General features: G+C 73.2%; 21 protein-coding genes and 2 pseudogenes. 10 read left to right on the top strand and 13 right to left on the bottom strand.

Annotated features, from left to right (window positions below; genetic code table 11):
- Positions 1 to 63: 63 nt before the first annotated feature.
- Entirely contained in the window at positions 64 to 228 is a 165-nt protein-coding gene (locus tag ACIOJE_RS19730) for a hypothetical protein (protein WP_400777558.1), read from the bottom strand.
- Positions 229 to 457: 229 nt separating this feature from the next.
- Here ACIOJE_RS19730 and ACIOJE_RS19725 point away from each other — a divergent pair, with 229 nt between their 5' ends.
- Together ACIOJE_RS19725 and ACIOJE_RS19720 are read left to right on the top strand one after the other, a co-directional pair.
- Positions 458 to 670, top strand: a complete 213-nt coding sequence (locus ACIOJE_RS19725) for a hypothetical protein (protein ID WP_280674197.1) — start codon at positions 458 to 460, stop codon at positions 668 to 670.
- A 25-nt stretch (positions 671 to 695) separates the two neighbouring features.
- A complete protein-coding gene (locus tag ACIOJE_RS19720; RefSeq protein WP_280674196.1) occupies positions 696 to 1,067 on the top strand; it encodes a toxin Doc in 372 nt (123 codons plus the stop codon).
- 69 nt (positions 1,068 to 1,136) lie between these two features.
- Here the strand turns inward: ACIOJE_RS19720 and ACIOJE_RS19715 are convergent, their stop codons facing one another.
- The 4 genes from ACIOJE_RS19715 to ACIOJE_RS19700 form a co-directional block, all read right to left on the bottom strand.
- On the bottom strand, positions 1,137 to 1,784 hold the full coding sequence (locus ACIOJE_RS19715; RefSeq protein WP_400777556.1) for a Pr6Pr family membrane protein: 648 nt from the start codon (positions 1,782 to 1,784) through the stop codon (positions 1,137 to 1,139).
- A gap of 125 nt (positions 1,785 to 1,909) precedes the next feature.
- On the bottom strand, positions 1,910 to 2,638 hold the full coding sequence (locus tag ACIOJE_RS19710) for a response regulator (RefSeq protein WP_400777554.1): 729 nt from the start codon (positions 2,636 to 2,638) through the stop codon (positions 1,910 to 1,912).
- Entirely contained in the window at positions 2,635 to 3,903 is a 1,269-nt protein-coding gene (locus ACIOJE_RS19705; RefSeq protein ID WP_280674193.1) for a sensor histidine kinase, read from the bottom strand. Before ACIOJE_RS19705 ends, ACIOJE_RS19710 begins: the two co-directional genes overlap by 4 nt.
- Positions 3,903 to 4,931, bottom strand: coding sequence for a hypothetical protein (locus ACIOJE_RS19700; RefSeq protein WP_400777552.1), 1,029 nt, complete (start codon positions 4,929 to 4,931; stop codon positions 3,903 to 3,905). The genes ACIOJE_RS19705 and ACIOJE_RS19700 overlap by 1 nt, the downstream gene beginning before the upstream one ends.
- Positions 4,932 to 5,178: 247 nt before the next feature.
- Between ACIOJE_RS19700 and ACIOJE_RS19695 the strand changes: the two genes are divergently transcribed.
- Complete coding sequence (locus tag ACIOJE_RS19695) at positions 5,179 to 6,942, top strand: hypothetical protein (protein WP_400777551.1); 1,764 nt, start codon at positions 5,179 to 5,181, stop codon at positions 6,940 to 6,942.
- A 21-nt stretch (positions 6,943 to 6,963) separates the two neighbouring features.
- Positions 6,964 to 7,407: a hypothetical protein gene (locus tag ACIOJE_RS19690; protein WP_400777549.1), complete on the top strand. Its 444-nt coding sequence runs from the start codon at positions 6,964 to 6,966 to the stop codon at positions 7,405 to 7,407.
- 31 nt (positions 7,408 to 7,438) lie between these two features.
- On the opposite strand, the gene ACIOJE_RS19685 is transcribed toward ACIOJE_RS19690, so the two are convergent.
- Positions 7,439 to 7,972, bottom strand: coding sequence for a GNAT family N-acetyltransferase (locus tag ACIOJE_RS19685; RefSeq protein ID WP_280674189.1), 534 nt, complete (start codon positions 7,970 to 7,972; stop codon positions 7,439 to 7,441).
- 185 nt (positions 7,973 to 8,157) lie between these two features.
- Between ACIOJE_RS19685 and ACIOJE_RS19680 the strand changes: the two genes are divergently transcribed.
- From ACIOJE_RS19680 to ACIOJE_RS19665, 4 genes are read left to right on the top strand one after another with little or no spacing between them, the layout of a single operon-like run.
- Entirely contained in the window at positions 8,158 to 9,441 is a 1,284-nt protein-coding gene (locus tag ACIOJE_RS19680; RefSeq protein ID WP_400777547.1) for a CaiB/BaiF CoA transferase family protein, read from the top strand.
- Between the two features lie 2 nt (positions 9,442 to 9,443).
- A complete protein-coding gene (locus ACIOJE_RS19675) occupies positions 9,444 to 10,586 on the top strand; it encodes an acyl-CoA dehydrogenase family protein (protein ID WP_400777545.1) in 1,143 nt (380 codons plus the stop codon).
- Positions 10,587 to 10,627: 41 nt separating this feature from the next.
- Complete coding sequence (locus tag ACIOJE_RS19670; RefSeq protein WP_280674186.1) at positions 10,628 to 11,842, top strand: acetyl-CoA C-acetyltransferase; 1,215 nt, start codon at positions 10,628 to 10,630, stop codon at positions 11,840 to 11,842.
- Positions 11,843 to 11,881: 39 nt separating this feature from the next.
- A complete protein-coding gene (locus ACIOJE_RS19665; protein WP_400777542.1) occupies positions 11,882 to 14,134 on the top strand; it encodes a 3-hydroxyacyl-CoA dehydrogenase NAD-binding domain-containing protein in 2,253 nt (750 codons plus the stop codon).
- A 3-nt stretch (positions 14,135 to 14,137) separates the two neighbouring features.
- Here ACIOJE_RS19665 and ACIOJE_RS19660 read toward each other — a convergent pair whose 3' ends face one another.
- From ACIOJE_RS19660 to ACIOJE_RS19645, 4 genes are all read right to left on the bottom strand, one after another.
- A complete protein-coding gene (locus ACIOJE_RS19660; RefSeq protein ID WP_280674184.1) occupies positions 14,138 to 14,896 on the bottom strand; it encodes a MerR family transcriptional regulator in 759 nt (252 codons plus the stop codon).
- Between the two features lie 227 nt (positions 14,897 to 15,123).
- The gene (locus tag ACIOJE_RS19655) at positions 15,124 to 16,155 is read right to left on the bottom strand and encodes an isopenicillin N synthase family dioxygenase (RefSeq protein ID WP_400777540.1); all 1,032 of its coding nucleotides are present in this window, start codon (positions 16,153 to 16,155) and stop codon (positions 15,124 to 15,126) included.
- 356 nt (positions 16,156 to 16,511) lie between these two features.
- Entirely contained in the window at positions 16,512 to 17,159 is a 648-nt protein-coding gene (locus ACIOJE_RS19650) for a response regulator transcription factor (RefSeq protein WP_280674182.1), read from the bottom strand.
- Positions 17,111 to 18,562, bottom strand: coding sequence for a histidine kinase (locus ACIOJE_RS19645; RefSeq protein ID WP_400777537.1), 1,452 nt, complete (start codon positions 18,560 to 18,562; stop codon positions 17,111 to 17,113). Before ACIOJE_RS19645 ends, ACIOJE_RS19650 begins: the two co-directional genes overlap by 49 nt.
- Positions 18,563 to 18,799: 237 nt before the next feature.
- Between ACIOJE_RS19645 and ACIOJE_RS19640 the strand changes: the two genes are divergently transcribed.
- Both ACIOJE_RS19640 and ACIOJE_RS19635 read left to right on the top strand, forming a co-directional pair.
- On the top strand, positions 18,800 to 19,513 hold the full coding sequence (locus ACIOJE_RS19640) for an ABC transporter ATP-binding protein (RefSeq protein WP_400777536.1): 714 nt from the start codon (positions 18,800 to 18,802) through the stop codon (positions 19,511 to 19,513).
- 121 nt (positions 19,514 to 19,634) lie between these two features.
- A complete protein-coding gene (locus tag ACIOJE_RS19635) occupies positions 19,635 to 22,028 on the top strand; it encodes an FtsX-like permease family protein (RefSeq protein ID WP_280674179.1) in 2,394 nt (797 codons plus the stop codon).
- A 271-nt stretch (positions 22,029 to 22,299) separates the two neighbouring features.
- Here the strand turns inward: ACIOJE_RS19635 and ACIOJE_RS19630 are convergent, their stop codons facing one another.
- The 3 genes and pseudogenes from ACIOJE_RS19630 to ACIOJE_RS19620 form a co-directional block, all read right to left on the bottom strand.
- Positions 22,300 to 23,067, bottom strand: a complete 768-nt coding sequence (locus ACIOJE_RS19630) for a MerR family transcriptional regulator (protein WP_400777534.1) — start codon at positions 23,065 to 23,067, stop codon at positions 22,300 to 22,302.
- A 106-nt stretch (positions 23,068 to 23,173) separates the two neighbouring features.
- Positions 23,174 to 24,247 (bottom strand): annotated as a pseudogene (locus ACIOJE_RS19625) (DUF2332 domain-containing protein).
- Between the two features lie 1,066 nt (positions 24,248 to 25,313).
- Positions 25,314 to 25,613, bottom strand: a pseudogene (locus ACIOJE_RS19620) (hypothetical protein); the annotation flags it as partial.

Below are 25,613 nucleotides of genomic sequence, written 5' to 3'. Positions count from 1 at the left end.
TCGCTGGTCGCTGGTCGCTGGTCGCTGGTCGCTGGTCGCTGGTCGCTGGTCGCTGGTTGCCGGTCACCGGTCCTCGGTGAGGACGCGCCGGGCCGTGCTCAGGGCCGAGTCCCTGAGCGCGGCCAACTCCTCGTCGGTGAACACCGGCGTGCGGATGTCCGGCGGGATGCCGGGGCCGTCGAAGGTGCTGCCGTCGGGGGTGAGGTACTTCTCGTTCGGCAGCACCACCAGGAGGTCCGGCGAGAGGGGCTTGATTCCGTCGCCCTGGCTCCGACGCTACGGTCGCCCCCACCGCCCCGACGTCATCCCGCGCGCTCAACCCCCGCCCGACTTCGGGGTTACCCGCGGCCTCGCCGAAACCGCTCCGAGGGGGTATCGACAGCAAACCCTTTTGACGGCGGGTGAAAATCCGCCGGTGGTGGTCCCAACTCCGGTGTGCTCCAGTAGCATCGGCGCCATGCCTGCGCTCAACATCGAGTACACGGAGCACGAGCTCGCCGCGATCCGCGAGGCCGCGGCCGCGGACGGGAAGAGCATCAAGGCGTACATCCACGACCTGAGCGTGCGGGAGCAGCAGCGGCGGGTGTTCGTGGATCACGCGGTGGCGTTCTGGAGGTCGCACCGGGCGGAGTTCGACGCCGCGTTCCCGGAGGACGCACCGGCGGCGTGACCGGCGGGGTGGGGGTGCGGAGGTGATGCTGCTCCACGTCGACCTGCGCTGGCTGCTCGACGTGCAGGAGCTGGCCTCGCCGGAGGACCTCAGCGTGCGGGACTACTCCGCGCTGCAGGCCGCCGTCGCCCGGCACCGGGTGAACACCGCGCAACTCGGCCACGACGCCGACGCCGCCTGGTGCGCGGCCACCCTGATGCACACGATCGTGTTGCTGCGCCCGCTGCCGGTGCGCAACAACCTGTACGCCTGCATGACGACGGCCGCGTACATGCACGCGGCCGAGGAGGGCGTCGACCCGCCGTACGGGGCGTTGGTCGAGCTGGCCCGGGACATCGCCGAGGGCCGGGCGGACGTGTTCGCGGCGGCCGACCGGATCCGCTCCTGGCGGATCTGAGGCCGGCCGACGGTCAGGTGTCCAAGCGTTGAGGCGTCCAGGCGTTGAGGCGTTCGAGCGGCCGGGCGTTCAGGACTTGGCGGGCTTCAGCCTGTTCGCGGCCAGCGTTCCCAGCCGGTCCAGCCCGACCACGACGGCGGCGAGCACGACGAACTCGACGGTCAACAGGGCGATCTGGCCCCAGACGTAGCCGTAGCCCTTGGTGGTGGGGTCGAAGAAGAAGTACGGGTAGGGCATCGGGTAGTCGCTGAACAGCGCGTTCCGGGCGAGCACGATCGCCGCGTAGCCGAGCGGGAAGCCCAGCCAGAGCGGGACGTCCTTCCAGACCGCCGCGTTGCGCGGCTTCAGCACCAGCCAGTCGGCGATCACCATCACCGGCGTCACGTAGTGCAGGAAGAACGACGACCAGTGCGCGAGCTGGTCCGGCCCGCTGACCAGCCCGGGCAGCGGGTTGGCGCCGTGCTGGAGCAGGATGTGCGAGACCAGCCCGGTGATCAGTATGTACAGGGTGGCGGCGCCGCGCAGGCGGGGCGCGGGCGCGTCCACGGTGCCGCGCTTGGTCATCCAGTACACCGCGCCGATGAAGTAGCCGAGCACGATGACGTTGCTCTGTACGGTGAAGTACACCAGCGGCGCGGTCCCGAGGGTCAGGCCGAGGCCCGCCGAGAGCACGATGCCTATGCGCCACCACAGCGCTGGGCGGGTCCGGACGGTCATGCGGCCACCAGTTCGGTTCAGGCGATACGGGAGGTATCGGACGGGTTGAGGGGGAACGTCGCACTCTACTCGCAGGGAGCGGGCGGACGAAAGGAACGGTCCGACGCACGGGCCCCGGCAGGCCCTCAGCCCGGCAGGACGAAGCCCGACTCGTAGGCCGCGATCACCGCCTGGGTGCGGTCGCGGGCGCCCAACTTGGCGAGCACGCTGCCGACGTGCGTCTTCACCGTCTCCTGGCTGACCACCAGCTCCCGGGCGATCTCGCCGTTGTTGAGCCCGGTGGCCATCAGCCGCAGCACCTGCCCCTCCCGCTCGGTCAGCCGCCCGATCGGCCGCCGGTCCGGGGCGGCGGCCCTGCGGGGGTCCGCGCCGTGCCGCAGGGCGAGTTCGCGGACGGCCGCCGGGAAGAGCAGCGAGTCCCCGCGCGCGACCAGCCGCACCGCCTGGACCATCTCCTCCGCCCGCGCCCGCTTCAGCAGGAACCCGGCCGCGCCCGCGCGCAGTGCGTCGTACACGTGGTCGTCGTGCTCGAAGGTGGTGACCACCAGGATCCGCGGCGGCTCGGCCATCCCGCCGACCAGCTGCTCGGTGGCCCGGATCCCGTCGATGCCGGGCATCCGGACGTCCATCAGCACCACGTCCGGGCGCAGTTGGCGCACCAGCGGGACGACCTCGGCGCCGTCCGAGGCCTCGCCGACCACCGTGAGGTCGGGCTCGGCGTCGATCACCACCCGCAGGCCCGTCCGGACCAGCCGCTCGTCGTCCGCGATCACCACGCGGATGCTCTCGTCGTTCTTGCGCTCGCCGTGGTCGCCGTGGTCGCCGTCGTGCTCGGCACCGTTGTGCTCGTTCATCGTGTCCCTCCCGCCGGCAGCCAGACGGCCAGCCGCCACGTCGTTCCGTCCTCGCTCGGCCCCGCCGTGCTCCCGCCGAGCAGGGCCGTCGCGCGTTCCCCGATCCCGCGCAGCCCGCGCCCGCCGCCGGGGCGGCTCGGCCGGGCGGGGCCCAGCGGGTTGGTCAGTTCGATCTCCAGCCGGCCCCCGGCCAGCGCGACCCGCAGCCGGGCGGGCGCGGGCCCGGCGTGCCGCAGCACGTTGGTCAGGCCCTCCTGGACGATCCGGTACGCCTCGCGGGAGACCTCGGCGGGCAGCCGGGCCAGGCCCGGGGCCAGTTCGGCGTCCACCGTCACGCCGGTGCGGGCGAGTTGGCGCAGCAGGTCGTCCAGCCCGCTGAGGGTGGGTCCGGCGGGCCCGGTGGCGCGGGCATCCTCCTCGCGCAACAGCCCGAGCACGGCGTCCAGTTCGGCGACGGCCGCCCGCGCGGTCTCCTCGATCGCCTGCAGCGCCTCGGCGGCGAAGTCCGGGTCGGTGCGCAGCACCCGGGCGGCCGCCGTGGCCTGGATGCCGACCGCGCTGAGCGCGTGCCCGACCGAGTCGTGCAGTTCGCGGGCCAGCCGGTTGCGCTGGGCGAGCACGGCGGCCCGGCGTTCGGCGGCGGCCAGCCGCTCCTCCGGGGTCGGGCCGAGCAGGGCCGGCGCCCAGCGGGCCAGCAGCGCGCCGAAGCCGGCGCTGGTGGCGACGATCAGCACCAGGAGGGCGAAGCCCAAGGCGGGGCCGGTGAGCATCCAGCCGGGGAACCGGTCCTCCCAGTACTTCGTGAGGTCATCGGCGGCGCCGAAGGAGAACAGCAGCACCACCGCGAACGGCACCCCGCCGAGCGTCATCCCGGCCACCACGCCGCCGAAGAAGAGGTGCAGCACGTACCAGAGCGCGGTGCGCCGGCGCGCCGCCCATGAGCGGGCCGGTCCGGCGGCCAGTTCCTCGGGCCGCTCCGCCGCGCAGAGCGCCCGCGCCGCCGTCCCCTCCAACGCCCGTACGGTCGGCAGCAGTGCGGTGACGGCGGCCATCGGCAGTGACGTGAACAGCGCGGCGAACTGCAGGAGCAGCTGGCGCGGCTGCCCCTGGTCGGCGTTGAGTGCCCCGAGCATCACCACCGAGAGGAGCCAGTACGGCATCAGCAGCGCGCCGCCGAGCACCAGGTGCACCCAGCGCAGCCGGGCCCGCCGGCCCAGCAGCGCCCCCGCCACACGCCGTGTCCGGCCGCCCGCCCCCGTGTCCATCAGTGCGACTCTACGTCAGCGGTGCCGGGGCGGGGCCTGCGGATCTCGCCGGGTTCCGCCCGCCGCGCCCCCGGGCCCGCCGCGGCCCGCTCGGTCAGCGCCACCGCGCCGACGACCAGGACCAGCAGCCCGGTGACCACCTGGGCGGTCTGCACCAGCGGCATCAGCCCGGGCACCGCCTTCCGCAGGTCCGTCACGGTGGTCGTCGTCGCGCCGAGGGCCACCAGCTGCCAGCAGCCCCAGCCGAACAGCGAACCGGCCGCCGTCCAGGCCACCAGCAGCGGAGTGCGCAGCCGCCGCCGCGGCCGGATCCGGAACACCAGCGTCAGCAGCGCCGCCGCCGCGGCCACCGCCATCACCGCGGAGACCCCGTCCATCACCGCCACTCCCGGGTTGTGGTCCGCCACCAGGGCCGGCGGCAGTCCGGCGGTGCCGCCCGCCGCCCAGTACGCCCGGGCCGCCGCGACGCCCAGGCCGAGCAGGGCGGCGACGCAGGCGAGGCAGCGCTGCACGGTCAGCGTGGGGGAGGCGGGCAGGTCGCCGATCCGGTCCCGCAGCAGGCCGGGCCAGCGCCGCCGGGCGTACAGCGCGAAGGCGGTGATCAGCGCGACGCCCTGGACGGCGAACCCGCCGTACACCACGGGGAAGACCCAGGCGCCGGTTCCGCCGGGGCCGTCCTCGCCGCTTCGCGGCTCCGGCCCGGACAGCAGCACGCTGATCAGGTACAGCGGCAGCGCCACCAGGATCGTCCCGAGCAGCCCGGTGGCCACCCACATCGGGAACGCCACCAGCCCGGCCGGCGCCCGTCGCCCCCAGGGGCGTGTGAAGGCCAGCGCGAGGGCCACGGCGATCGCGTCCATCCCGAAGGTGAGCAGGTTCACCAGCCACAGCTCGTCCATGGCGCCCGGATCGTCGGACCCCACCGGGTGGCCGGTCAACCACAGTGACTTGAGCGTCAGATACGGCACCGTCGCCGCCACGGCGATCCAGGCGGCCGTGGCCCGCACCGCGTTTTCCTTGATCCTCATGCCCTCCACGGTCGCCCCGGATCCGGGGTCGGCGCGTCAACCCCGTGAACGGTCACCCTCCCCCTCCGGGGGGATCTCGATCCGCGGCCCTCATCCCGGCGCGGGGAGCCTCGTTGATTCGGGCACACACCTCACGGGAGACACGCCGCACGGGACACCGTCCGCACGGGACACCGTCCTGGCGGGGCGCACCCCGCACGGGACGGACACCCCACGAGGCGTGCACTCGACGGGAGGGGACACCGCCATGACCGAGCCGTCCGTACCGCTACCGCCGCCCCGGCGGCCGCACTTGCCCCCGAGGCCCGCCGGCCCGCCGGCGTCCGACCCGCTGCAGCAGCTCATCCAGGCCCAGAGCGGGGCGCCGCGCGGCGACGCCACCGCCTACCTGCGGGCGGGGGCGCACCTCGACCCGGCCTTCCGGGACGCGGTGATCGAGGAGCTCGCCGAGCACCCGTACCGGGTACCGCCGCCGAGCCCCGGGGTCGACCTGGTGGCGGTGCTCAAGGAGTGCTACGCCGCCCGGCGGCAGGCGGTGGGGCGGGCGGTGCTGGTCCTGCTGGCCGCGGCAGCGTTCGCGGTCTGCGTGATCCTCGCCGTGCTGATGTCAGGGAACGTCGACGGATCGCAGGCGTTCGACCTGCTGGTGCGGGTCTGGTTGCTGGAACTGGCCGTCCCGCTGGTGTTCGTGGCGGCCTGGCTGATCCGGTCCGACCGGCCCGGGCGTCGACGGACCGGCAACTGGCTGGCCCTCGGCTGCCTACTGCTCGCGATCCCGGCGCTCGGGTGGCAGTGGGTCGCCGCCCTGACGGCCGTCTGGTTCGCGGTGGCCCTCGCCGGCCGTCGACGGCTCGAACAGACCTTGTACGACCTCGGCACCGGCCGCGCGGCCGTCCCCGAGGACCACCACCATCAGGAGCTGTACCGGCGGCTCGCACATCAGCAGGCCGACCCCGACGTCGTCTACAGCGACTACGCGCCGTTCGTCGGCGCCGGGATCGAGGTCGACCACTGGTCCTTCGCCGACGACCTGCGGCCCGACCCGTCGGCCCAACCGGCGTCCCAGGAGCAGGTGTTGACCGTCCCGGTCGTGCACGCCCGGCTGCGCACCGAGCTGGCCCGCCTCGGCGCGGTCGGCGCACCCGCCTACCCGGGCGACCGTCTGCACGGGATCGCCGTGCACGACCTGGTGTTCAAGAGCGGCAAGCGCCTCGGTCCCGCCGCCGACTGGTGCGGCCACGGCCCGGGCACCGCCTTCGCCGCCCTCGCCCCGTACGCGGCCCGCTGCGCCGCCGCCCTGAACGGGGGAGTGCACGACCCGGCGCGCTGGTGGGTGGACAGTGTCGACCTCGCCGCCGAGGAACGGCTCCGGCACTATCTGGCGGTACGGGTGGCGGGCTGGCAGGGGGAGATCGTCGTCACCGTGTTCGTGCGCGCCCAACTCCAGGGCGGGCAGCTCTTCCTGGAGAGCAGGGCCTTCGTGCTGCCGCCGATCGCCCGCGCCTACCACGCGATCGACACCGCCGCCCCGCCCGCCGACCTGGGTGACTGGCTCGGCCTCTGCCTGGCGTCGCTGGCGTCGCTGCCCGCCCTGGTGGCGGGCTCGGTCGGCGTGCTGCGCCGCGCCGCGCGCAGCCGACGGGCGGTCGGCCGGAACGCCCTCCGGTACGCCCGGATGTGCCGGGAGAACCGCCTGGTCGAGCACGGGCCCACGCTGTCCGTCCGGGAGTTGGGTGCGGAACCCGCGTACCAGCAGCTGTTCCAGGAGATGGACGTCCAGCGGTTCCTGAAGAGCGTCCGGGCCCGGATCGTGTCCGCCGTCCACGACTGCCTGCGGGACCACGGGCTGCGGACGGACGGGGCGAGGACGCTGCAGAGCGTGGTGATCAACCACGGCGTGCAGGTGCAGGGCGACGTCCACGGCGTCGTGCAGAGCGGAGACGCGGCCAGCGCGTCGTACTGGCCGCTCGCCAGCCCGGCGCCGCGCGTCGGTAGTACCCGACAGGACTGATCGGAACAGGAGTTGACGGACATGACGAACGACGGCGGCCACGGGATCAGCATCACCGGGAACGTCACCGGCATCGTGCAGAGCGGCAGCCACGCCCGCGCCGAGTACACCCACCACCAGCCTGCCCCCGCCCCGGGCGAGGCACCCGAACTGCGCGCCCTGCTCGCGGCGGTGGACGCGCTGCGCGCGCAGTTGCGGGTGCTCGCCCCGGGTGAACTGCCGCCCGCCGCCGCGGAGGTGGCCGGGCAGGCGCTCGACGAGGTGGCGCAGGCCGCCGCCGAAGAGCGCCGACCGGACACGGGCGAGGACGGCCGGGACGGCCAAGGTGGCCAGGGCGGCCAGGGCGGCCAGGGCGGCGGCCGGGTCAGGCGCGCCGTGTTCACGCTCACGGGCGCCCTGGGAGCCGCTACGGCCCTGACCGAGGCCCTCCAGGCCCTGACCGGGGCCGCCGCTCCCTGGTTCTGACCGGCCTCGGCCCAAGCCCCGGCCGCCGGGCTCAGGCGGCTCGGTGGATCAGCCGGTCCTCCTGGTCGACCCGGCCGTCCGGGTCGGCCACCAGCCCGAGGCGCTCGGCGAGCCGGCGGGAGGGCAGGTTGTCGGCGTGGATCAGCGCGACGACCGGGACGCCGGGGAAGCGGGGGAGCGCCTCGGCCATCGCCCCCCGGGCGGCCTCGGCGGCATAGCCCCGGCCCCAGGCCGACGGGCGGAAGCGGTAGTAGAGGTTGAACACCTGCTCGCCGTCGAGCGTGTGGAGGTAGAGTCCGGCGAAGCCGATGACCGTGTCCGGTTCCTCCCGGGTCGCGACGGTGCAGTACCCGACGCCGTCCCGCTCCCAGTCGGCGACGAACCCGTCCAGCATCTCCTGGCTCTGTGCCAGGTCCCGGTGCGGCCCGTTCGGGTTGTAGCGGTTGGTCTCCGGATCCCCGTGGACGGCGAACACGGCCTCGGCGTCGCCCTGTCGGGGCTGGGTGAGCAGCAGCCGCTCGGTGGTCGCGACGATCGTGCGGGCCGTGCGCTCGGTGACGGTCATGGGTGGTTTCCCCCGTGCTCTCGTAATGGCTGCTATGCACCATAGACCATTACTCCGACAACTGCCCGGGAGTTGTCGGGGCCGCCCGGCGGGTGTGGTCCGGGGGTCTTGTTACCGGCGGGTCGCTTCTCTATCATCGCGAGTGTTACAGCTTTACTGTCAAACCCAGAAGGGTTCCGCAGCCAGTGCGTGACGAAGGCAGTTCGCCGGCCGCCGCCTCCGGGCCGCTGGCGGGGGTCCGGGTGGTCGAACTCGCGGGGATCGGGCCGGGGCCGTTCGCGGCGATGGTGCTGGCCGACCTGGGCGCCGACGTGGTGCGGGTGGACCGGCCCGACCCGTCGCCGCTGGGCGTCGACCCGGCGTACGACGTCACCAACCGCAACAAGCGGTCGGTGCTGATCGACCTCAAGTCCCCGCAGGGGCCCGCCCGGGTGCTGGACCTGGTCGAGCGGGCGGACCTGCTGATCGAGGGCTACCGGCCCGGTGTCGCCGAGCGGCTCGGGGTCGGGCCGCAGGACTGCCTGGCCCGCAACCCGGCGCTGGTCTACGGGCGGATGACCGGGTGGGGCCAGCAGGGGCCGCGCGCCGCCAGTGCCGGGCACGACCTCGGGTACGCGGCGGTGGCGGGGGTGCTCGGCATGGTCGCCGGCCCCGGCGGGCCCGAGGAGGCGCCCGGCATCCCGGCCAACCTGCTGGGCGACTACGCGGGCGGCTCGCTCTACCTGGTCGTCGGCCTGCTCGCCGGGCTGCACCACGCCAGGAGCACCGGCACCGGCCAGGTCGTCGACGCCGCGATCGTGGACGGCGCGGCGCACCTGTCCAGCATGCTGTGGGGATTGCTCGCGGCCGGCCACTGGCAGGACCGCCGGGGTGCCAACCTGCTGGACGGCGGCGCGCCGTTCTACGCGATCTACCGGGCGGCCGACGGCGGGCACCTGGCCGTCGGTACGCTGGAGCCGCAGTTCTACGCCGAGTTCGTCCGGCTGCTGGGCCTCGGCCCCGACGCGCCCGGACAGTACGACCTGGCCCGCTGGGCCGAACTGCGGTCCCTGATCGCCGAGCGCTTCGCCACCCGGACCAGGGCCGAGTGGGAGGCCGTCTTCGCGGGCTCGGACGCCTGCGTGGAGCCGGTGTTGACGATGCGTCAGGCCGCTGCCGACGTACACCTGGTGGCGCGCGGCACCTACGTCGAGGCGGACGGTGTCACCCAGCCGGCCCCTGCCCCGCGCTTCTCCGCCACCCCCGGGACGCTGCGCCGGCCGCCGGCCCGGCCCGGTGCGGACACCGCCGAGGTGGCCCGCGACTGGGCCGTCCCGTCCCTCGGCTCCGATGCGGGGCCCGTCGAAGCGGGGCTGCCCCAAGCAGGACGGACCGACGCAGGGCGATCCGACGCAGGGCGGCTCGATGCAGGACAGACCGATGCAGGGCGATCCGAAGCGGGACAATCCGAAGCAGGACAAGGAGCGTAGCGTTGCAGCGCGAGATCTTCACCGAGCAGCACGAGGACTTCCGGGCCACCGTGCGGGCCTTCCTCGCCAAGGAGGTGCTGCCGCACTACGACCGCTGGGAGAAGGCCGGCATCGTCGACCGCTCCGCCTGGCTGGCGGCCGGACGCCAGGGCCTGCTCGGGATGGCCGTCCCCGAGGAGCACGGCGGTGGCGGCGCCCCGGACTTCCGCTACGCCGCCGTGCTGGCCGAGGAGTTCGCCCGGGCCGGGGCCGCCGGCCTGGCGATCGGCCTGCACAACGACATCATCGGCCCCTACCTCACCGCGCTCGCCACCGAGGAGCAGAAGTGCCGCTGGCTGCCCGGCTTCTGCAGTGGCGAGCTGATCACCGCGATCGCGATGACCGAGCCCGGCACCGGATCCGACCTGCAGGGCATCCGTACCCAGGCGGTCGACCAGGGTGACCACTACCTGCTCAACGGCGCCAAGACCTTCATCTCCAACGGCATCCTCGCCGACCTGGTGATCGTGGTCGCCCGCACCACCCCCGAGGGCGGCGCGCACGGGCTGAGCCTGCTGGTGGTCGAGCGCGGCATGCCCGGCTTCGAGCGCGGCCGCAACCTCGACAAGATCGGCCAGAAGGCCCAGGACACGGCCGAGTTGTTCTTCGAGGACGTCCGGGTGCCGAAGGAGAACCTGCTCGGCGAGCTCCACGGCGGCTTCGTCCACCTGATGCAGAACCTCGCCCAGGAGCGGCTGACCATCGCGGCCGCGGCGATCGCCGGCGCCGAGTACCTGGTCGAGATCACCACCGCCTACGTCAAGCAGCGCGAGGCCTTCGGCCGCCCGCTGGCCAAGCTCCAGCACGTGCGCTTCGAGATCGCCGAACTCGCCACCGAGTGCGCCGTCACCCGGGCCTTCGTCGACCGCTGCATCACCGAGCACAACCGCTACGCGCTCACCCCGGCGGACGCCTCGATGGCCAAGTGGTGGGCCACCGAGCTGCAGAAGCGCACCGCCGACCGCTGCCTCCAACTGCACGGCGGGTACGGATACATGAGCGAGTTCCCGGTCGCCCGGGCGTTCACCGACGGCCGCATCCAGACCATCTACGGCGGCACCACCGAGATCATGAAGGAGATCGTCGGCCGCTCCATCCTCGGCTGAGACCTCCTGCGAAACCCCCTGCCCCGAAAGGCGTTTCCACCGTGACCACCGAAGCGTACGTCTACGACGCGATCCGCACCCCGCGCGGCCGGGGCAAGGCCACCGGCTCCTTGCACGGCACCAAGCCGATCGATCTCGTCGTCGGTCTGATCCACGAACTGCGCCGCCGGTTCCCGGACTTGGACCCCGCCGCGATCGACGACATCGTGCTCGGCGTGGTCAGCCCGATCGGCGACCAGGGCTCCGACATCGCCCGGATCGCGGCCATCGCGGCCGGCCTGCCCGACACCGTGGCCGGCGTCCAGGAGAACCGCTTCTGCGCCTCCGGCCTGGAGGCCGTCAACCTGGCCGCCGCCAAGGTCCGTTCGGGCTGGGAGGACCTCGTCCTGGCCGGCGGCGTGGAGTCGATGTCCCGCGTCAAGATGGGCTCCGACGGCGGCGCCTGGGCGATGGACCCGATGACCTCGTACGAGACCAACTTCGTCCCGCAGGGCGTCGGCGCCGACCTGATCGCCACCATCGAGGGCCTCTCCCGCACCGACGTGGACGCCTTCGCCGCCGAGTCCCAGGCCCGCGCCGCCAAGGCCCAGGCGGACGGCCTGTTCGACCGCTCGGTGGTCCCGGTCCGCGACCGCAACGGCCTGGTCGTGCTGGAACGCGACGAGTTCATCCGCCCCGGCACCACCGTCGAGACCCTGGCCGGCCTCAAGCCCTCCTTCGCCGGCATCGGCGAGGCCGGCGGCTTCGACGCCGTCGCCCTGCAGAAGTACCACTGGGTGGAGGCCATCGACCACGTCCACCACGCCGGCAACTCCTCCGGCATCGTCGACGGCGCCGCGCTCGTCGCCATCGGCAGCCGCGAGGTCGGCGAGCGGTACGGGCTGCGCCCGCGCGCCCGGATCGTCTCCGCCGCCGTCTCCGGCTCTGAGCCCACCATCATGCTCACCGGCCCCGCCCCGGCCACCCGCAAGGCGCTCGCCAAGGCCGGGCTCACCGCCGCCGACATCGACCTGGTCGAGATCAACGAGGCCTTCGCGGCGGTCGCGCTGCGCTTCATCCGCGAACTGGGCTTCCGGCACGACCAGGTGAACGTCAACGGCGGTGCGATCGCCCTCGGCCACCCGCTCGGCGCCACCGGCGCGATGCTGCTCGGCACCGTGATCGACGAGTTGGAGCGGCGCGACCTGCGCTACGGCCTGATCACCCTCTGCGTGGGCGGCGGTATGGGCGTCGCCACCATCGTCGAGCGCGTCTGACCCGCTGGTAGACCTGGTAGACCTGGAGACCCTGAACTCATGAGCGACACCACCACCATCCGCTGGCAGCAGGACCAGGACGGCGTGGTCACCCTCGTCCTCGACGACCCCACCCAGTCCGTCAACACCATGAACGAGGCCTTCACCGCCGACTTCGACGCCGTCGTCGACCGGCTGGCCGGCCTCGCCGCCTCCGACGAGCTGCGCGGCGTGATCGTCACCTCCGGGAAGAAGACCTTCTTCGCCGGGGGAGACCTCCGGATGCTCTCCGCCGCCCGCCCCGAGGACGCCGCCGCCGTCTTCGAGAAGTCCCTGCGGATCAAGCGGGCGCTGCGCAAGCTGGAGACCCTCGGCAAGCCGGTCGTCGCCGCGGTCAACGGCAGCGCGCTCGGCGGCGGTCTGGAGATCGCCCTCGCCTGCCACCACCGGATCGCCCTGGACACCCCCGCCAGCCGGATCGGCCTGCCCGAGGTCACCCTCGGCCTGCTGCCGGGCGGCGGCGGAGTGGTCCGTACGGTCCGGCTGTTCGGCATCACCGACGCGCTGCTGAAGTTCCTCCTGCAGGGCCGCCAGTACCGCCCGGCGCAAGCGCTGGAGCACGGGCTGGTGCACGAACTCGTCACCGCCCCCGAGGAGCTGACCGTCCGGGCGCGGTCCTGGATCGAGGCCAACCCGACCGCCGTCCAGCCCTGGGACGTCAAGGGCTACAAGATCCCCGGCGGCACCCCCTCGACCCCGGCGTTCGCCGCCAACCTGCCCGCCTTCCCGGCCAACCTGCGCAAGCAGCTGAACGGCGCGCCCTACCCGGCGCCGCGCAACATCCTGGCCGCCGCCGTGGAGGGCGCCCAGGTCGACGTCGACACCGCGATGGCGATCGAGGCCCGCTACTTCACCGAGCTCGCCTGCGGGCAGACCAGCAAGAACATGATCCAGTCGCTGTTCTTCGACATGCAGGCGGTCAACTCCGGCGCCGGACGCCCCAAGGGCATCGAGAAGCGGCCGGTCCGCAAGGTCGCCGTGCTCGGCGCCGGGATGATGGGCGCGGGCATCGCCTACGCCTGCGCCAAGGCCGGCATCGAGGTCGTGCTCAAGGACGTGAGTGTCGAGGCCGCCGAGCGCGGCAAGGCCTACTCCGCCGGACTGCTGGACAAGGCGATCGCCCGCGGCCGCTCCACCGAGGCCGAGCGGGACGCGCTGCTCGCCCTGATCACCCCCACCGCCGAACCCGCCGACCTGGCCGGCTGCGACGCGGTGATCGAGGCCGTCTTCGAGAACACCGAGCTCAAGCACAAGGTGTTCCAGGAGGTCGAGGGCGTCCTCGCCCCCGACGCGCTGCTCTGCTCCAACACCTCCACCCTGCCGATCGGGCTGCTCGCCGAAGGCGTCGAGCGCACCGCCGACTTCATCGGCCTGCACTTCTTCTCCCCGGTCGACAAGATGCGCCTGGTCGAGATCATCCGCGGTCCGCAGACCGGCGACGAGGCGCTCGCCCGCGCCTTCGACCTGGTCCGGCAGATCGACAGGACCCCGATCGTGGTCAACGACTCGCGCGGCTTCTTCACCTCGCGGGTCATCGGCCAGTTCCTCAACGAGGGCGTCGCCATGGTCGGCGAGGGCGTCCACCCGGCCAGCATCGAGCAGGCCGCCGCCCAGGCCGGCTACCCCGCCAAGGTGCTGTCGCTGATGGACGAGCTCACCCTCACCCTGCCGCGCAAGATCCGCGACGAGTACCGGCGCGCGGTCGAGGCCGCGGGCGGCACCTGGACGCCCCACCCGGCGGACGCGGTGGTCGACCGGATGGTCGACGAGTTCGGCCGCCCCGGGCGCAGCGGCGGCGCGGGCTTCTACGAGTACGGCGAGGACGGCCGGCGCGGGCGGCTCTGGCCGGGGCTGCGCGAGCACTTCGGAGGGGAGGGCTCTGGGCCTGAGGGTTCTGGGCGCGAGGGTTCTGGGCGCGAGGGCGCTGGGCCTGAGGGCTCTGGGTCCGAGGGCGTCGCGATCCCGCTGGCGGATCTCAAGGAGCGGATGCTGTTCAGCGAGGCGCTGGACTCGGTGCGCTGCCTGGAGGAGGGCGTGCTGACCTCGGTCGCCGACGCCAACGTGGGCTCCATCCTCGGCATCGGCTTCCCGGCCTGGACGGGCGGCGTCTTCCAGTACATCAACGGGTACGAGGGCGGCCCGGCCGGCTTCGCGGCCCGCGCCCGCGAACTCGCCGCCGCCTACGGCGAACGGTTCGCGCCGCCCGCGCTGCTGGAGCGGATCGCGGCGGAGGGGCGCACCTTCACTGACTGACCGTCAATCCTGGGCGGGTGAGGCCGTGCCCCGTACGGCCTCACCCAGCTCCTCCCGCAGGGAGCGCTGGAACGCCGTGACCAGGGCCTGCGCCACCATCGGCTGGATGTGGTCGGTCAGGGCCTTCATCCGGGCCACCTCGTCCGGCGCGGGCTCGCTCTCCCGGTACGGCTTCCACACCGTCTCCCGGAACAGCCGCTGCAACTCCCGGGCCGTCGCCCGGCTGTGCTCCAGCAGCACCGCCCGCGCGGCCAGCAGCGTCTCCAACGGGATCGGCACGTCCAGGATCCGCACCCCGAGCGGCAGCAGGCCCGGATCCACCCGGAACAGCTCCGGATCGGCCGTCCGCTCCAACGCCCCCATCGCGACCAGGCGTTCCACCTGCTCCTCCGACAGCCCCCGCCCGGCCCGCCGCTCCAACTGCGCCCGGCCCAGCTCCTCCGCCGCCCCGGGCGTCCAGGACGCCACCAGCGCCCGGTGGATCGCCAGGTCCAGCGGTGTGCTGTCCTCCGGCAGCCGGGCCAGATAGCGCTCGATCGCCGCCAGGGTCAGGCCCTGGCGCTGCAACTCCTCGATCAGCTCCAGCCGGTCCAGGTGCGCCGCCCCGTACCGCCCGACCCGGCGCGGCCCCAGCTCCGGCGGCGGCAGCAGCCCCTTCGTCCCGTAGAACCGCACCGTCCGCACCGTCACCCCGGCCCGCGCCGCCAACTCGTCCACCGTGAGCCGGACCACCCCGTCCTCCACGGCCCCGTGCTCCCCCATCCGTCGCCTCCCGCGCTGGCACACTTCCACTGTGACAGCAGCAGTGTGACAGTGCCCGCCCCGCTGGTCCACCGCGTGCGGCGCCGTGCCCCGTCGGCCGGTCGGAGCACACGGGGCAGGTCCGCCGTACGGGCCGGGGCCGCCGCAGACGCGAGTCCGCCCCCGCCGCGCGGGTGGCGGCGGGGGCGGACTCGGGCGGCGGTGCTTGTGACCTGCGGTCCCAGGCCCTAGCGGGAGGCGGCCTCGGTGAGGTCGGCGTGGTGGCGGCGGGTGACCTCGGGGTGGGCCCTGGTGTAGCCCTTCCACTCGTTGAGGCCGAACTCGGCGAACAGCGGATTGGCCGGGTCCTCGGTGGCGCCGGGGGCGTGGTGGGCGAGCGGGAAGTCCAGTGGCTCGATGTGGGCGTCGAGGCGGGGGTTGTAGAAGAACGGGACGGAGAAGCGCTCGCGGGCGCCGACCGGGCTGACCACGCGGTGGTTGGTGGCCTTGAGGTAGCCGTCCGTTGCCACCTCCAGCAGTTCGCCGAGGTTGACCACGAAGGCGCCCGGCATCGGCGGGACCTCCAGGAAGGTGCCGTCCGGACGCTCGACCTGGAGTCCGCCGACGGTGTCCTGGAGCAGCAGCGTGATGAAGCCGTAGTCCTTGTGGGCGCCGACGCCCTGGCCGGCGCCGTCCGGGGCGGTGCCGGGGTAGCGGACCAGCTTGAGCCGCAGGTGGGGGTGGCCGGCGAAGGCCTCGTCGTAGAAGTCGGGGCGGGCGCCGATCGCGGTGAGGAGCTCGTGCAGCAGTCGGCGGGCGATCTCGCTGAGGTGGTCGATCCAGCCGAGCGCGGCGGTGCGCAGCTCCGGGAGCGCCGCGGGCCACTGGTTGGGGCCCTCCAGCCACCAGTACGGGGGCTCGTCGCCACCGGGGACGTGCGGGGGCAGCTCGGCGCCGATGTCCAGCTGGTCGCGCCAGTCCTGGCTGCCGCCGGTGCGCTCGTCGCCGGTGCGGGTGTAGCCGCGGTAGTGCGGGGAGTTGAGGTTGCTCACGGCGAGCCGGTCGGCCTCGGGGAGGGCGAAGAAGGCGCGCATCGCGTCGGTGAGCGCGGCCGTCTCCTGCGGCGTGACGCCGTGGCCGACGAGCTGGAAGAACCCGACGTCGGTGGCTGCGGCGCGAAGCTCGTCGTGCAGTCGGCGGCGGTCGTCCGGGCCGCCGACGGCGAGCGAGAGGTCGATCACCGGGAGGGAGCCGGGTATAGGGGTGTGCTGCTGCGACATGTGTGACATCCGCTGGGTCTCGTCCCGGCCGACCCCGGTGATCGACCGGGGAGGCGGCCGGAGCAATCGCCTGGTGCGGCGGGTGCTCCGGGAGCCGGGAGGTGGAGGCGGCCGGGTGGGGGCCGCCTGGTTGAGGGGGCGCGAGGTTCAGCTGGAGCGTCGACAGGACATGCTCGTCACGCGGAGCAGGTCCACGTGGCGGCGGCGAACAAGGATGAGCACGTCACCAGCCTAGATGACCTTCTCCGTGGCGGGCGAGCCCCCTGCGGTGGAGGGATATCTCTCAGTTGTCGGTGGATCCTCAGGTTGGGAATCCCCGGACCCTCGGATGGGGAACCCTTCGTGTGCGGCTCCTTTCAGCCGTTGTTGAGGTAGGCGAGCACGGCCAGGACGCGGCGGTTGTCGTCGTCGGAGGGCTGGAGGTCGAGCCTGACGAAGATCGACGCGGTGTGCTTGGCGACGGCCCGTTCGGTGATCACCAGCTGCTGGGCGATCGCCGCGTTGGAACGGCCCTCGGCCATCAGCCCCAGCACCTGCCGCTCGCGCGGGGAGAGGGTCGACACCGGGCCGGCCGAGGAGTTGTGGGTGAGCAGGCGGGTGATCACCTCCGGGTCCATCGCGGTGCCGCCCTGGGCGACCCGTTGCACCGCGTCGATGAACTGGGTGCCGTCCAGCACCCGGTCCTTCAGTAGGTAGCCGATCCCGCCGGTGCTGCCGGCCAGCAGCTCGCGCGCGTACAGCTGCTCCACGAACTGCGACAGCACCAGGACGGGCAGGCCGGGGTGCGCCTGACGGGCCGCCAGCGCCGCCCGCAGCCCCTCGTCGGTGAAGCTGGGCGGCAGCCGGACGTCGACCACGGCGATGTCCGGCCGGTCGGCGGCCACCGCGGAGAGCAGTTCGTCGCCGGTCTCGACCGCCGCGGTGACCTTCATGCCGTTGGCCTCCAGCAGCCGGGTCAGGCCGTCCCGGAGAAGGAAGAGGTCTTCGGCGATGACAACGCGCACGGGATCTCCAGGTTCACAATGGTCGGGCCACCGGGTGGGCTGCTGATCGCGAGCACCCCGTCGAAGGCGGCCAGTCGTCGTTCGGTTCCGCTGAGGCCGGTTCCCCGGGACGGGTCGGCGTTGCCGCGCCCGTCGTCGGTGACCGATATCCGCAGCAGCCCGTCACTGTGCCCTATCTCGATCCACACGTGCGAGGCACCGGCGTGTTTCACCACGTTGGCCAGCAGCTCGCTCACCGCGAAGTAGGCGGCGGACTCCACCGGGGCGGGTGCCCGCCCGGGCAGCCCGCCGGCGAAGGTGACCGGCAGCGGGAGGTCCAGCGCCGTCGCCTCGATCGCGTCGGCCAGGCCGCGGTCGGCGAGCACCGGCGGGTGGATGCCCCGGACCAGGTCGCGCAACTCGCCCAGGGCCCTCACCGAGGACATCCGGGCCTCGGCCAACAGGGGCTGCAGGGCCTCCGGGTCGTCCTTCAACTGCTCGGCGACGGTCAGCAGCATGCCCAGGGCCACCAGCCGGGCCTGCGCCCCGTCGTGCAGGTCCCGCTCGATCCGGCGCAGCTCGGCCGCCCCGGCGTCGATGGTGTCCGCCCTGGTCCGGGCCAGATGGCTCACCTGGCGGGCGAGTTCGGTCTGTCGGGACGGGCCGAGCAGGGCGCGGGCGGCCCGTTCGTGCATCCGCAGGACAGGCGGTGCGGCCCACAGGGTAGCCAGCGGGGCGATCACGACCCCCATTCCGTAGACGGGGCCCAGCGGGAGGAAGGGGCCGTTCCGGCCGAGCACCTGGAGGGCGATCGGGGTCAGCGCGACGATCGCGGCGGCGAGCAGGACGGCGCAGCCGGAGAGGAACACCCACAGGACGTCCCGCCAGGTCGCCAGGTCGCCCAGCCAGCCACCGGAGCGCAGCCGCCGCCACGGCCCGGTGTCGGCACGGCGGTACGGCACCGGGATCGGCCGCCCGCTCCACCGGCCGACGACCCGCCGGTTCTCCGTCGCGATCCAGCGCGTCCCGAGCAGGCCGAGCACCAGCATCGCCGGGGCCAACCACAGCGAGCCGGACCGGCCGCCGGGCGGGGCGCCGCCGTAGAGGTCGGCGGCCATCAGCGCGAGCGTGCCCGGCGCGAACAGGGCGGCCCCGACCGCCCGGCCGGCGCCTCCGGTGGCCCAGCAGAGCGCCCAGAGGGCGACCGGTGCCAGTGGCACCAGCAGCATCAGTGGCCCGCCCAGACCATGTTCGAACGGCTCGGCGTCGTCGGGGCCGAGCAGGGCGGCGGTCAGCAGGACCGGCCCGGCCAGCAGCGCCAGCAGCCCCGTGACGGCCAGCGTCACCATGTAGAGCGCCCGCACGCAGGCCGCGAGGGCGCCCTCCACCTGCGCGGTTGCCCTGGACAGCACGGTCGTCGTCATTGCGCGCCTCCTCTCCGGTCGGTGGCCACACGGGCCCCGGGTTGATCATTCGGCGGTCAGTCTGCCCCGCCGAACCGGTCCAGCGCTCTAGGCCTGCGCCCCCAATCCGAGGTGTATCTGGATACACCTCGGAGAGGCCGTCCAGACGGCTGTCCGGACCCCGCCCCGGATTCGTAGCGTCATGTCCCGTCAGCCGGCCCGGGTTTCCGGTGCCGGACCTCGAACCGTGGAGGGCCCGTGAACGCGCCGATCATCCGGATCCGCGGCGTCAGCAAGACGTACGACCGATCCGACGCCGCCCGCCCCGCGCTGGCCGGGCTCGACCTGGAGGTCCGGGCCGGCGAGGCGCTGGCCGTGCTCGGCCGCTCGGGCAGCGGCAAGTCCACCCTGCTGAACCTGATCGCCGGCCTCGACCGCCCCAGCGAGGGCGCCGTCGAGGTGGACGGCGTGGCCGTCCACGAGCTCGGCGAGGCCGCCCTGGCCGAGTACCGGCGGAAGCGGATCGGCATGGTGTTCCAGTTCTTCAACCTGTTGGAGGACCTGAACGTCGAGGACAACGTGCTGCTCCCGGCCCAGCTCGCCGGGATGCGGCGGGAGCAGGCCCGAGCCCGGGCCGGCGAGCTGCTGGAGCGGCTCGGGGTGGCCCGGCACGCCCAGGACTTCCCCGGCCGGCTCTCCGGTGGCGAGCGTCAACGCGTCGCGGTGGCCCGGGCGTTGATGAACCGCCCGCCGCTGCTGCTCGCCGACGAGCCGACCGGGGCGCTGGACACCGCCTCGGCCGCCGACGTCCGCGACCTGCTGCGGGGGCTCAACGCGGAGGGCCAGACGATTCTGCTGGTCACCCACGACACCGCGCTCGCCGAGGCCTGCGCCGACCGGACCATCGAGCTGCTCGACGGCCGGCTGGTCCGGGACACCGCGGCCGTGCCGACCTCCGGCGGTGTGCGATGACCGGGCGAGCCGTGGAAAGGACGTGCGTGGGCGGGTGCCCTGCTCGGGCGAGGCACGCCGGGCGGACGACGGGACGGCGCGCGTGGGCGGGTGCCCCGGCCGGGCGAAGCGGGGTGGGCGCATGAGCGCGCTCGGCAAGGTGGTCCGGGCGGGGGTCGGCCGCAAGCGGGTGCAGACCCTGGTCATGGTGCTCACCACGATGGCGGCCGTGACGGCGTGCATCCTCGCGACGGGCCTGCTGGTCGCCTCCCAGGGCCCCTACCAGCGTTCCTTCGCCGACCAGCACGGCGCGCACCTCAACGTGCTGTACGACCCGACCAAGGCGAGCCCCGCCCAGCTCGCCGCGACCGCGCACACCCCCGGCGTGACGGCTTCGGCCGGCCCCTACCCGGCGCTCTCCGTCCAGCCGCGCGCCGGTGCCGACGTCCGGATCCCGCCGCCCGGCAGCCCGCTCCCGCCGATGACACTGGTCGGTCGGGCCAAGGACGGCCCGATGGACGGCCTGCGGATCACCATGGGCCGCTGGGTCGCCGGCCCCGGCGAGGTGGTGTTCCTGGACGGCCACTCGCCGCTGGCCGTCGGCGACAGCCTGCAGTTCCCGGACCTCCCCGGGCATCCGACCCTCAAGGTCGTCGGCCTCGCCACCTCCGTCTCCTGGAGCGCGGACGGCTGGATCGCCCCCGAGCAGGTCGCCGCGCTCACCGCGCCCGGTACGAAGCCCGCCGCCCAGTACCTCTACCGCTTCGCCCACGCCGACAACGACACCGAGGTGGAGGCCGACCGCGCCGCGCTCGCCGCCGCGGTGCCGGGCGGCGCCCTCGCCAAGGCCACCTCGCACCGGCCGGCCCAGGCGGAGGCCAACCGGACGGCCGCGACCTTCGTCCCGTTCGTGACGGCCTTCGGGGTGCTCGGCCTGGCCATGTCGGTGCTGATCATCGGCGTCGTGGTCAGCGGCGCCGTCAGCGCCGCCACCCGGCGGATCGGCATCCTCAAATCGCTCGGCTTCACCCCGGCCCAGGTGGCGCGCGCCTACGTCGGCCAGGCGCTGATCCCCGCCGGGGTCGGTACGGCGCTCGGCGTGCTCGGGGGCAACCTGCTCTCCGTGCCCGTCCTCGGGGTGGCGCACAAGGCCCTGCGCGGCGGCCTGCTCGGTATCCCGCTCTGGGTGGACGTCGTCGTCCCGGCCGTGGCCCTGGCCGCCGTGACGGGCACCGCGCTGGTGCCCGCGCTGCGGGCCGGCCGGCTGCGCACGGTGGAGGCGCTCGCGGTCGGCCGGACGGCACCGGGCGCCCGGCGAGCGGCCGCCCGCGGCGGTCCGGTCCGGGCCGGGGCGCCGGGCCCGATCGTCAGGCTCCAGCACCTGATCGGCCGGCTGCCGGTGCCGCGCGCACTGAGCCTCGGGCTGGCGACCCCGCTCACCCGCCCGGCCCGTTCGGCGACCACGGCCGCCGCAGTGGTGCTCGGCACGGCCGGGGTCGCCCTCTGCGTGGGCCTGACACTCTCGCTCGGCGCCTTCCAGGACGGCCTGCAGGCCGAGCGTTCGAGCAAGGTCGTCGTCCAGATCCCGATCGAGAGCTCCACGAAGGCCGTCGACCACGTGGACGAGGCCGCGGTGGCCAAGGCGATCACCACCCGCCCCGGCACCCGGGCCTGGTACAGCAGCGCGCCGACACCGGTCGCCGTGGCCGGGAACACCGGGCGTTCGGCGGTGATCGCCTTCACCGGGGACGCCTCCTGGAGCGGCTACCAGATGATCTCCGGCCGATGGTTCCAGGGCCCCGGCGAGGCGGTCGTCGCGACCTCCTTCCTGCGGACCAACCAGGTGCGCGTCGGCGACACCGTCACCCTCACCGACAACGGGCGCAGCATCCCGGTGCGGATCAGCGGCGAGGTCCTGACCACCAACGACCTGGTGTTCGTCGACCGGGCCACGCTGGCCCCACTCGGCACCGCCGTCCAGACCGATGCGGTCGGCTTCCACATCGACCTGACCCCGGGGACGGACGCGAAGGCGTACGCGGACGGACTCGACGACGCGGTCCGGCCGCTGGGCCTGAGCGCCGAAACGGGCGGGCAGCAGATCAACATCGTGATGCTCGCCATGAACACCCTGGCCGGGACGCTCACCCTGCTGCTGGCCGTGGTGGCCGGCCTGGGCGTGCTCAACACGGTGCTGCTGGACACCCGGGAGCGGGTGCACGACCTCGGGGTGCTCAAGGCGCTGGGGATGTCGCCCCGGCAGACGGTCGGCATGGTGGTCACCTCGGTCTGCGGCAGCGGGCTGGTGGCCGGGCTGATCGGGGTCCCGATCGGGATCGTGCTGCACCACCAGGTGATGCCGGCGATGGCTCGCGCCGCCGGGGTCGGGGTGCCCGAGGCGGACCTCACCGTGTTCGACCCGTCGGTGGTGGGGCCGCTGATACTCGGCGGCCTGGTGCTGGCGCTGCTCGGCGCCCTCCCCCCGGCCACCTGGGCGGCCCGCACCCGGACGGCCACGGCGCTGCGCACCGAGTAGCGGCGGCCGGGCGGATTGGGCGAGTCGGGCAGGCCGACCCCGGTAGGCCGGGGCAAGTTCGGTAGGGCGGTCAGGGGTTCCGGACGGCGTGAAGGGCCGCTTCCGTGGGGCCCGTCCCCCTACGGAAGCGGCCCGGTCCGAGGACGACCAGGGCCCGGCGGCGTCCGTCCCCCGAACGGCCGCCGCCGGCCCGGCCGCCCGCTGACGGGCCCCGCCTGCGGCCCGCCGGCTCAGGTCCCGCTCACGGGCCTCAGCCAGCGGCCCGCCTGGCTCAGGCCGGCCGCGCCGCCGCGTACGCCTCCATGGCGGCCCGCTGGTACGCGGCCAGGCCCGGGGCGATGGCCTCGTACGCGGCGCTCCACTGCGGGTTCTCCGTGCAGGAGCGGGCGATCGCGCGGTACTCCTCGACCGAGACCGTGCGGAGCGCGGTGAGCGCCTGGTACTCGGCGTCGATGTGGCTCTGCACGGGCTCGGCGTCCGCCGGGTGGCCGGCCGCCATCAGCTCCGCCAGGCGGACCATCCGCGCGGTCCGTTCGCGTTGCCCGGCCTCGATCTCGGCCTGGCTCATCGCGGCGGTCGCGCGCCGGGCCGCTTCGGCGTGCTCGGGGAAGTCGCGCAGGCTCTCCTCGACGTCGGCGGGCTGGATGCCCTCGAACAGGTTCTCCGGGCGGTTGATGCTGGTCATGGGGGTGCCGTCCTTCCGGGAGCGTTCCAGGTCGGCGATCGTGCGGGAGACGGTGGCGGCCAGGGTGTCCAGCCGGTCGCGCTCGGCGAGCAGCCGGTGCTGGTGGTCCCGCAGGGCCTCCAGCTCGTCCACCTGATCGCCCAGGATCCGGGCGATCTCGGTCAGACCGACTCCGAGCGCCCGCAGCACGAGGACCTGTTGCAGCTGCAGCAACTGCCGCTCCTCGTAGTAGCGGTGGCCGTTGGAGCCGATCCGGGCCGGAGGCAGCAGCCCGATCTCGTCGTAGTGCCGCAAGGTTCGGGCGGTCACGCCCGACATCCGGGCAACCTCCGCGATGGGCCAGGCCGATGCCATGTGTCGTCTCCCTCGCTCACGTTCGCGTGGACCAGGGCCGGTTCCTCCGGCCCTGGTCACGACGGTAGAAGCTGCCGCTGCGGCAGTTTCAAGTCCTGGACGGGCCCTATGCGCCGGACCGCTCCAGCGGCCCGAATCCGTCGCGCGGCCCGAACCCGTCCAGGGGCTCGAACCCGTCGTGCGGCCTGAACTCGTCCAGGGGCTCGAACCAGTCCAGGGACTGCCCGTGCGGTCCGGTGAAGGCCACCGGCCGTTCGTCCAGGGCGAGCGCGAACAACCCGGAGCCGGCGGGCGCCGGGCGGGGGAGACGCCGCTCGACGACCGGCAGCACGGAGAGCGCCTCGTTGGAGATCCAGTGCCCGGGCAGACCGCGCATGGTCGCCGCGAACTCCTCCCGGGCCTCCGGGGACAGGTAGGCGAGCACCGCACTGTGGAACACCACCGGCGTCGCCCCCGCGGGCACCTGCGCCACCAACTCCCGTACCGTCGTGTTGAGGTCGCCGCGCACCAGGTACGGCGGCTCGGCCCGGGCAACCCGGACGGCGCCGCGCAGCCGCTCCAGCCGGTGGGTCTGCTCGGGCCAGACCAGCGACTCCAGCCAGCGCATGTCCTCCTCGTCCCGGACGTCCAGCGGGTTGAGGTCGATCCCGGCGCGTCAGACCACCTCGGGTAGTCGATCCCACAGCGGCACCGGCCCGCGCACCGCGCACTCCAGCGTCACCGGGCTCCCCTCGGCGCCGAACTCCTCTGCGGAGCCTTCCACTTCACCCACATACTGGTACCGATACCGGTCCGGGTACAGGCAGAGCCCCGCCGAGGCCCCCACCTCGATCAGCGCGAGCGGCTGCGGCAGCGCCGCCAGCAGCGGCAGCAGGGTGGCGCACCGGCCGGCCTCGTTGGTCTGCGTCCGCCGCTCCAGCGTCGTCGCCGCGACTTCGTCCCAGTGCGCCACCGTCCAGTCGCGGAAGGCCGGATAGCCGTCCTTCACCGGCCCACCGAGGTGACGGACCGCGCTGAACAGCAGGTTCGGCTGCCGCTTCGCGGCCGGCAACCCGTCCAGCAGCGCGCGCAACCCGGCATCCTCGGCGACGCGTTCGGCCAGCTCCTGGTAGCTCGCCGAGTTCCCGCGAGCCTCCCGCTCCGCGAACGCTTGGTAGAGGCCCCCCGTGGTGCTGTTCACGTCCCGTACTTCCTTTCTCCCAACCGATTTTGTCGCAGCCTCGGCCGTGCCCTTTGCCATCAGCTGTACGGACCCTAGCCCAGCCAACCCGATTCTTGTATTTGATCGGGATTCCACAGGTGCTCGGCGAGGTGGCGGACGAGGCGATGTCGGCCGCGAGGGCGAGGGCTGCTTCATCGGCCGGCGGGCGGGTGCTCAATCTCTCATCACGGGTTTGACAAACCACCGCTAGAGTGGACTTCCCGCGTGCCATGGCGGCCCCGGAACGCAGCGCCGACCGGTGCCGAGCAAGCCTGCGACCAGGCCCTTTGAGTGACCCGCGCATCTCTGCCGCGAATTGGCGTCGCGATACCCGTGGTCGCGGAAATAGTTCACACACCCGATGGGTGGCCAATTCATTCTGATTTGTTCATATTCGTTCTCCCTCCTTGCCGTCCTGCTGGGCCCCGTCGTGAGCACGACCGCTGTCGGCGCCGCGCGGTCGGACGTCGGTGGAAGGTGGCCCCGCGCGCAGTGATGTGACGGCCGACCATGTGCCAACCGGCCAGGAGTCCACGGTTCAGCGGATGGGTGGTCGCCTTCCCTTCGGTCGGCGTGCGGCGTGCGGCAGGTGGCAGACTGCCCGACCCTTTCGTCATCACGCGCCGCGATGTAGTGTGATCAAAAAGGGAATAGGGCGAAAAATATTAGTGAGAGCGAACGTTGAAATGTCTATTGAAGGGTATAGGGTCAAGCGAGTAAAGCGAGCCAGTGGGCTCACGGCGGCCGCCATAATGGCGATCAGTACGCTCCTCGGTGGCGCCAGTACAGCCCTGGCGAGGCCCGCTCTTTCCCTGCCGAATTCTGTAGTCGCAGCAGCCCCGTCACAAGGTAGTGATCAGGGCGGCTACGGCTATACGGCAGGGTATGCTGCCGGCTCACGTTTCTGCGCATCGGGCGAAAAGCTCACGTCAGGGCCGCCGCCTGCCAGCGAATCAGGGCTCCCATCCGATCTCGCTGATGCGATAAATAAGGCGCCGCCCAATAGCCAGGAGCGGCAAGATGCAAATAATAGGGCGAAAGATTATCAGGTGAACTTCGGTAAAGGATGGACCGCCTCGATAGCTGAATGCCAGAATTCGGCGGAGCCTTCGCAGGGCACCACTTCGGTGCCGTCCACGCACGCCAGGATGCCTTCCGAGCCGTCGACGCCGTCGACCACGCCTTCCGGGCCGTCGGCACCGTCGATCGCGCCTTCCGAGCCGTCGACGCCGTCGACCACGCCCTCTGGGCCGTCGGCACCGTCGATCGCGCCTTCCGAGCCGTCGACGCCGTCGACCACGCCCTCTGGGCCGTCGGCACCGTCGATCGCGCCTTCCGAGCCGTC

It is taken from the genome of Kitasatospora sp. NPDC087861 (assembly GCF_044742585.1).
GTDB lineage: Bacteria > Actinomycetota > Actinomycetes > Streptomycetales > Streptomycetaceae > Kitasatospora.
The sequence above is the reverse complement of the archived record's forward strand: the minus strand, read 5'-3'. Positions and strand labels throughout refer to the sequence as shown.

Bases quoted from the DNA above. Each gene is read 5' to 3' on its own strand.
- ACIOJE_RS19725 (WP_280674197.1), top strand. From the start codon at position 458: ATGCCTGCGCTCAACATCGAGTACACGGAGCACGAGCTCGCCGCGATC.
- ACIOJE_RS19720 (WP_280674196.1), top strand. From the start codon at position 696: ATGCTGCTCCACGTCGACCTGCGCTGGCTGCTCGACGTGCAGGAGCTG.
- ACIOJE_RS19715 (WP_400777556.1), bottom strand. From the start codon at position 1,784: ATGACCGTCCGGACCCGCCCAGCGCTGTGGTGGCGCATAGGCATCGTG.
- ACIOJE_RS19710 (WP_400777554.1), bottom strand. From the start codon at position 2,638: ATGAACGAGCACAACGGTGCCGAGCACGACGGCGACCACGGCGACCAC.
- ACIOJE_RS19705 (WP_280674193.1), bottom strand. From the start codon at position 3,903: ATGGACACGGGGGCGGGCGGCCGGACACGGCGTGTGGCGGGGGCGCTG.
- ACIOJE_RS19700 (WP_400777552.1), bottom strand. From the start codon at position 4,931: ATGAGGATCAAGGAAAACGCGGTGCGGGCCACGGCCGCCTGGATCGCC.
- ACIOJE_RS19695 (WP_400777551.1), top strand. From the start codon at position 5,179: ATGACCGAGCCGTCCGTACCGCTACCGCCGCCCCGGCGGCCGCACTTG.
- ACIOJE_RS19690 (WP_400777549.1), top strand. From the start codon at position 6,964: ATGACGAACGACGGCGGCCACGGGATCAGCATCACCGGGAACGTCACC.
- ACIOJE_RS19685 (WP_280674189.1), bottom strand. From the start codon at position 7,972: ATGACCGTCACCGAGCGCACGGCCCGCACGATCGTCGCGACCACCGAG.
- ACIOJE_RS19665 (WP_400777542.1), top strand. From the start codon at position 11,882: ATGAGCGACACCACCACCATCCGCTGGCAGCAGGACCAGGACGGCGTG.
- ACIOJE_RS19660 (WP_280674184.1), bottom strand. From the start codon at position 14,896: ATGGGGGAGCACGGGGCCGTGGAGGACGGGGTGGTCCGGCTCACGGTG.
- ACIOJE_RS19655 (WP_400777540.1), bottom strand. From the start codon at position 16,155: ATGTCGCAGCAGCACACCCCTATACCCGGCTCCCTCCCGGTGATCGAC.
- ACIOJE_RS19645 (WP_400777537.1), bottom strand. From the start codon at position 18,562: ATGACGACGACCGTGCTGTCCAGGGCAACCGCGCAGGTGGAGGGCGCC.
- ACIOJE_RS19635 (WP_280674179.1), top strand. From the start codon at position 19,635: ATGAGCGCGCTCGGCAAGGTGGTCCGGGCGGGGGTCGGCCGCAAGCGG.
- ACIOJE_RS19630 (WP_400777534.1), bottom strand. From the start codon at position 23,067: ATGGCATCGGCCTGGCCCATCGCGGAGGTTGCCCGGATGTCGGGCGTG.